At 71.3% G+C, this 4,009-nt stretch carries 4 protein-coding genes and 1 pseudogene; 3 read left to right on the plus strand and 2 right to left on the minus strand.

Annotation, left to right across the window (positions count from 1 at the left end):
• The 3 genes from FV222_RS19285 to FV222_RS19295 all read left to right on the plus strand — a co-directional run.
• The coding region (locus tag FV222_RS19285) for a pentapeptide repeat-containing protein (protein ID WP_147815417.1) at positions 1-1,236 on the plus strand (1,236 nt) is incomplete at its 5' end.
• A 61-nt stretch (positions 1,237-1,297) separates the two neighbouring features.
• Positions 1,298-2,626 (plus strand): alpha-amylase family glycosyl hydrolase, encoded by a 1,329-nt coding sequence (locus FV222_RS19290; protein ID WP_147761506.1) that lies wholly within the window; start codon positions 1,298-1,300, stop codon positions 2,624-2,626.
• 94 nt (positions 2,627-2,720) lie between these two features.
• A complete protein-coding gene (locus tag FV222_RS19295; protein WP_246685549.1) occupies positions 2,721-3,209 on the plus strand; it encodes an SRPBCC family protein in 489 nt (162 codons plus the stop codon).
• Positions 3,210-3,221: 12 nt separating this feature from the next.
• On the opposite strand, the gene FV222_RS19300 is transcribed toward FV222_RS19295, so the two are convergent.
• A complete protein-coding gene (locus FV222_RS19300) occupies positions 3,222-3,707 on the minus strand; it encodes a MarR family transcriptional regulator (RefSeq protein WP_281406897.1) in 486 nt (161 codons plus the stop codon).
• A 145-nt stretch (positions 3,708-3,852) separates the two neighbouring features.
• Positions 3,853-4,009 (minus strand): annotated as a pseudogene (locus FV222_RS31325) (L-seryl-tRNA(Sec) selenium transferase); the annotation flags it as partial.

Below are 4,009 nucleotides of genomic sequence, written 5' to 3' on the forward strand. Positions count from 1 at the left end.
GCGCTCGCCCGCCGGATCGACGCCGCGCTGCCTCCGCCGGCCTGGTGGGACGCCGAATGCGGCGGCCTCAACCTCGCCGACGCGAACCTCGACCGGGCGCGGATGGAGGGCGCGAACCTCTCGCACGCCAACCTGCGGCGGGCGACGCTGTCGGGGGCGGTCGGACGCTCGGCCGACTTCTCGTATGCGATCCTGGAGGAGGCCGACCTCGGCGAGGCCGACCTCAGCGGCACGGATTTCCGCGGCATCGTCGCCGGCCAGGCGAGCTTCCGCGAGGCGATGCTGGAGGATGCGCGCTTCGACGACGCGGCCTTGCGCTTCGCGAAGTTCCCGAAGGCGCTGCTGGACGGCGCGGACTTCTCCGGCGCCGACCTGTGGGGCGCCGACTTCACCGGCGCGGATGCGGACGACACCAGCTTCAAGCGGGCGCGCCTCGACGAGGCCGACCTCTCGGACGTGAACCTGACGCATGCCGACTTCGAGGGCGCGAGCCTGACCAAGGCCCGCCTCGTGGGCTCGCGCCTACGCGGTGCGAACCTCTCCAACGTCAAGCTCGACGGCGCCGACCTCTCCGGCGCCGACCTGTCCGACACCAGCTTGGTGCGGCTGAACTTCGTCACCTGCAAGCTGCGCCACGCGCGCTTCGCCGGCGCTTGGCTCAACGGCACGCGGATGCGGATCGAGCAGCTCGACGGCATGGTCGGCGAGGAGGCGGCTGGCGACTACGCTGGCGCGCAGGCGAGCTACCTCGCCCTGGAGCAGAACCTGAAGAGCATCGGCAGCCACGACGAGGCGAGCTGGGCGTACAAGCGCGGCCGCCGCATGGGCCGGCTCGAAGCAGGCCAGAAGACCCGCGCGGCCTGGACCGCCCGCGACGGGCGTGCCGTCCTCCGCCATGGCTACCGCTGGACCTCGGACCGCTTCGTCGAGTGGCTGTGCGACTACGGCGAGAGCCTGTCGCGGATCGCCCGCGCCTTCGCCATCCTCATCGTCGCCTTCGCCGCCCTGTTCGGCCTCGCCGGCGGCCTGATCCCGGACGGATCCAGCGAGCCGACCCGCAACGCCGTCGACTGGCTGAGCTACAGCGCGCTCAACATGATGACGGCGAACCCGCCGGAGATCGGCGTGAAGCCGATCGGCCGCTTCACCAACCTGCTCGTCGGCATCGAGGGGGCGGCCGGAATCATCCTGATGGGGCTCTACGGCTTCGTGCTCGGCAACCGTCTGCGCCGCTGATTTCCGCGCGGCCGCCCTATCTGTCGGGCGTGGCCGCGCCGGCCGAGGATCGACGACGAACATGCCCGATTGGATACGCGACACCGTGTGGTGGCAGGTCTACACCCTCGGCTTCGTCGGGGCGGAGCAGACCGTCCGGCGCGGCATGGCGACCGCGCATCGCCTGGACCAGGTCGCCGCCTGGATCGACTACGCCGCCGACCTCGGCGCGACCGGGCTGGCGCTCGGGCCGATCTTCGCGTCCTCCACCCACGGCTACGACACGATCGATTACCTGCGCATCGATCCGCGCCTCGGCGACGATTCCGACTTCGACCGCCTGGTCGCGGCCGCCCATGCCCGCGGCCTCAAGGTCCTGCTCGACGGCGTGTTCAACCATGTCGGGCAGGACTTCGCCGCCTTCCGCGCGGTGCTCGACGAGGGGCCGTCGGCGGCGCAGGCCGGGTGGTTCCACCTGACCTGGCCGGAGGGGACGAACCCCGGCGACGTGCCGGACCACCGCTGCTTCGAGGGCCACCGCGCCCTCGTCACGCTGAACCACGACCATCCCGAGGTCGCCGACCACGTCGTGGCGGTGATGAACCACTGGCTCGCCCGAGGCGCCGACGGCTGGCGGCTCGACGCCGCCTACGCCGTGCCGCGGGCGTTCTGGACCCGCGTCCTGCCGCGGGTCCGCGCCGCACATCCCGAGGCCTACTTCGTCGGCGAGGTGATCCACGGCGACTACGCCGGCGTCGTCGCCGAGACGGGCTTGGATTCGGTGACGCAGTACGAGTTGTGGAAGGCGATCTGGTCCGGACTGAACGACCGCAACCTGTTCGAGCTCGCCCACGCCCTGAAGCGGCACGATGCATTCCTCGAAGCCTTCGTGCCGATGACCTTCGTCGGAAACCACGACGTGACCCGGATCGCCAGCCGGCTCGCCGACATCCGGCACCTGCCCCACGCTCTGGCCGTGCTATTCACGGTCGGCGGCACGCCCTCGATCTATGCCGGCGACGAGCAGGCCTTCCGCGGCCTCAAGGAGGAGCGCGAAGGCGGCGACGACGCGATCCGCCCCGCCTTTCCGCCGTCGCCCGACGACCTCGCCCCAGAGGGCTGGCCGACCTACAGGCTGCATCAGGACCTCGTCGCCCTGCGGCGCCGGAACCCCTGGCTCCATACGGCGCGAACGCAGACGCTGCACCTGACCAACACCGCCATGACGCTGGAGACCCGCGGCGACGGGCACCGGCTCCTCCTCGCCCTCAACCTGTCGGACGAGCCCACCGAGCAGCCGGCGCCCGGTGCGCGCGGGCTGGAAGCCGGCCAGGCCGACCTCCTCTCTGCGCCCGCCGGCCGCATCCGCCTTCCGCCGCACGGCTGGGCGATCCTCGCGGCGGAGGCGTGATCGCGGCGGCTTTCGACCTATGTCGGAGTTGGGGACGGGGCGTTCGAAGCGGACCATGCCAATGAGACCGGGAAGACGCGTCCACCGCAGGCCGTTGCCGGGCCTGCTCCTCGCGACAACCATCGGCGCCGCCGTCCCATCCGAGGCGTTCGCGCTGGAGGTGACCCGCTCGCGCGTCGTCGCCGCGCCGCCCGCGGCGGTCTGGTCGCTGGTCGGCGGATTCTGCGACATCGCGCGTTGGCATCCACAGGTGACGCGCTGCACGCTGTCGTCGGAAAGCGGCGCGCCGGTGCGCGCGCTGGTGGCGTCGGGCGGGCTCGGCACGCTGATCGAGACCGAGACGGCGCGGGACGAGGCGGCGATGAGCTATTCCTACCGCCTGGTCTCGGGGCCGCTGCCGGTGAAGGATTACGCCGCGACGCTCTCGGTGGCGCCGATCGGCGAGGGCGCCGGAAAGGGCGCGACCATCACCTGGACCGCGCGCTTCGAGGCCGAGGGGATGAGCGAGGCGGAGGCGGTCGCCGACATCGCCGGGGTCTACGAGGCCGGGCTCGCCGGCATCGCCAGGGAAGCCGCGCCTTAGGCGTCCCTAGGATCAGTCCTTCGACAGGCTGTCGATCAGGTGGTTCAGGTCGATCCGCATCGCCTGCACCTCGGGCTCCGTCAGGTCGAGCTGGCACATCACGCTCTGGCGCACCTCCGCCGCGTCGGCACGCAGGGCGCGACCCTGCTCGGTCAGGGCGATCTCGACCTCGCGCTCGTCGGTGCGGCGGCGGTTGCGCTGCAGCAGGCCGGCCGTCTCCAGGCGCTTCAGCACCGGCGTCAGCGTGCCGGAATCGAGGCGGAGGCGTCGGCCGATCTCGGAGACGGTGACGCCGTCGGTCTCCCACAGGACCATCAGCACGAGGTATTGCGGGTAGGTCAGACCGATCCGTTCGAGGAGCGGACGGTAGGACTTCGTCATCCGGTGCGCGGCCGCGTAGAGGGCGTAGCAGAGCTGGTTGTCGAGGAGCAGGGGATCCCTGGTCCGGTCGAACTCCGCCCCGGGCGGCTCCCGCAACTCCTCCGTCATGCACGCCATCTCAGTCGTCCACATCGCCACGCACGGAAATCCGTCGCGTTCCCCCGTTGCCCCGATCGCCCGGCATAACACGATATCTCCGGTCGTTGAGAGGGCGGTGACGACTTTCGGTCGAAAAGCGCGTCACGCAGAGAAGCTTACCGTATCAGGCGCCGAGACCGTCGAGGCTCGCGAGCAGCCCCGGCTCGTCCTCGAGCGTGCGCAGGTCGAGGTGTACCGCGCCGTCGGCGATGCGGCCGATCACCGGAACCGGCAGGGCGCGCAAGGCCGCCGCCATGCGCTTCGGCCAGGCGCCGCCGCGA

Origin of the sequence: Methylobacterium sp. WL103 (genome assembly GCF_008039885.1) — a bacterium.
GTDB lineage: Bacteria > Pseudomonadota > Alphaproteobacteria > Rhizobiales > Beijerinckiaceae > Methylobacterium > Methylobacterium cerastii.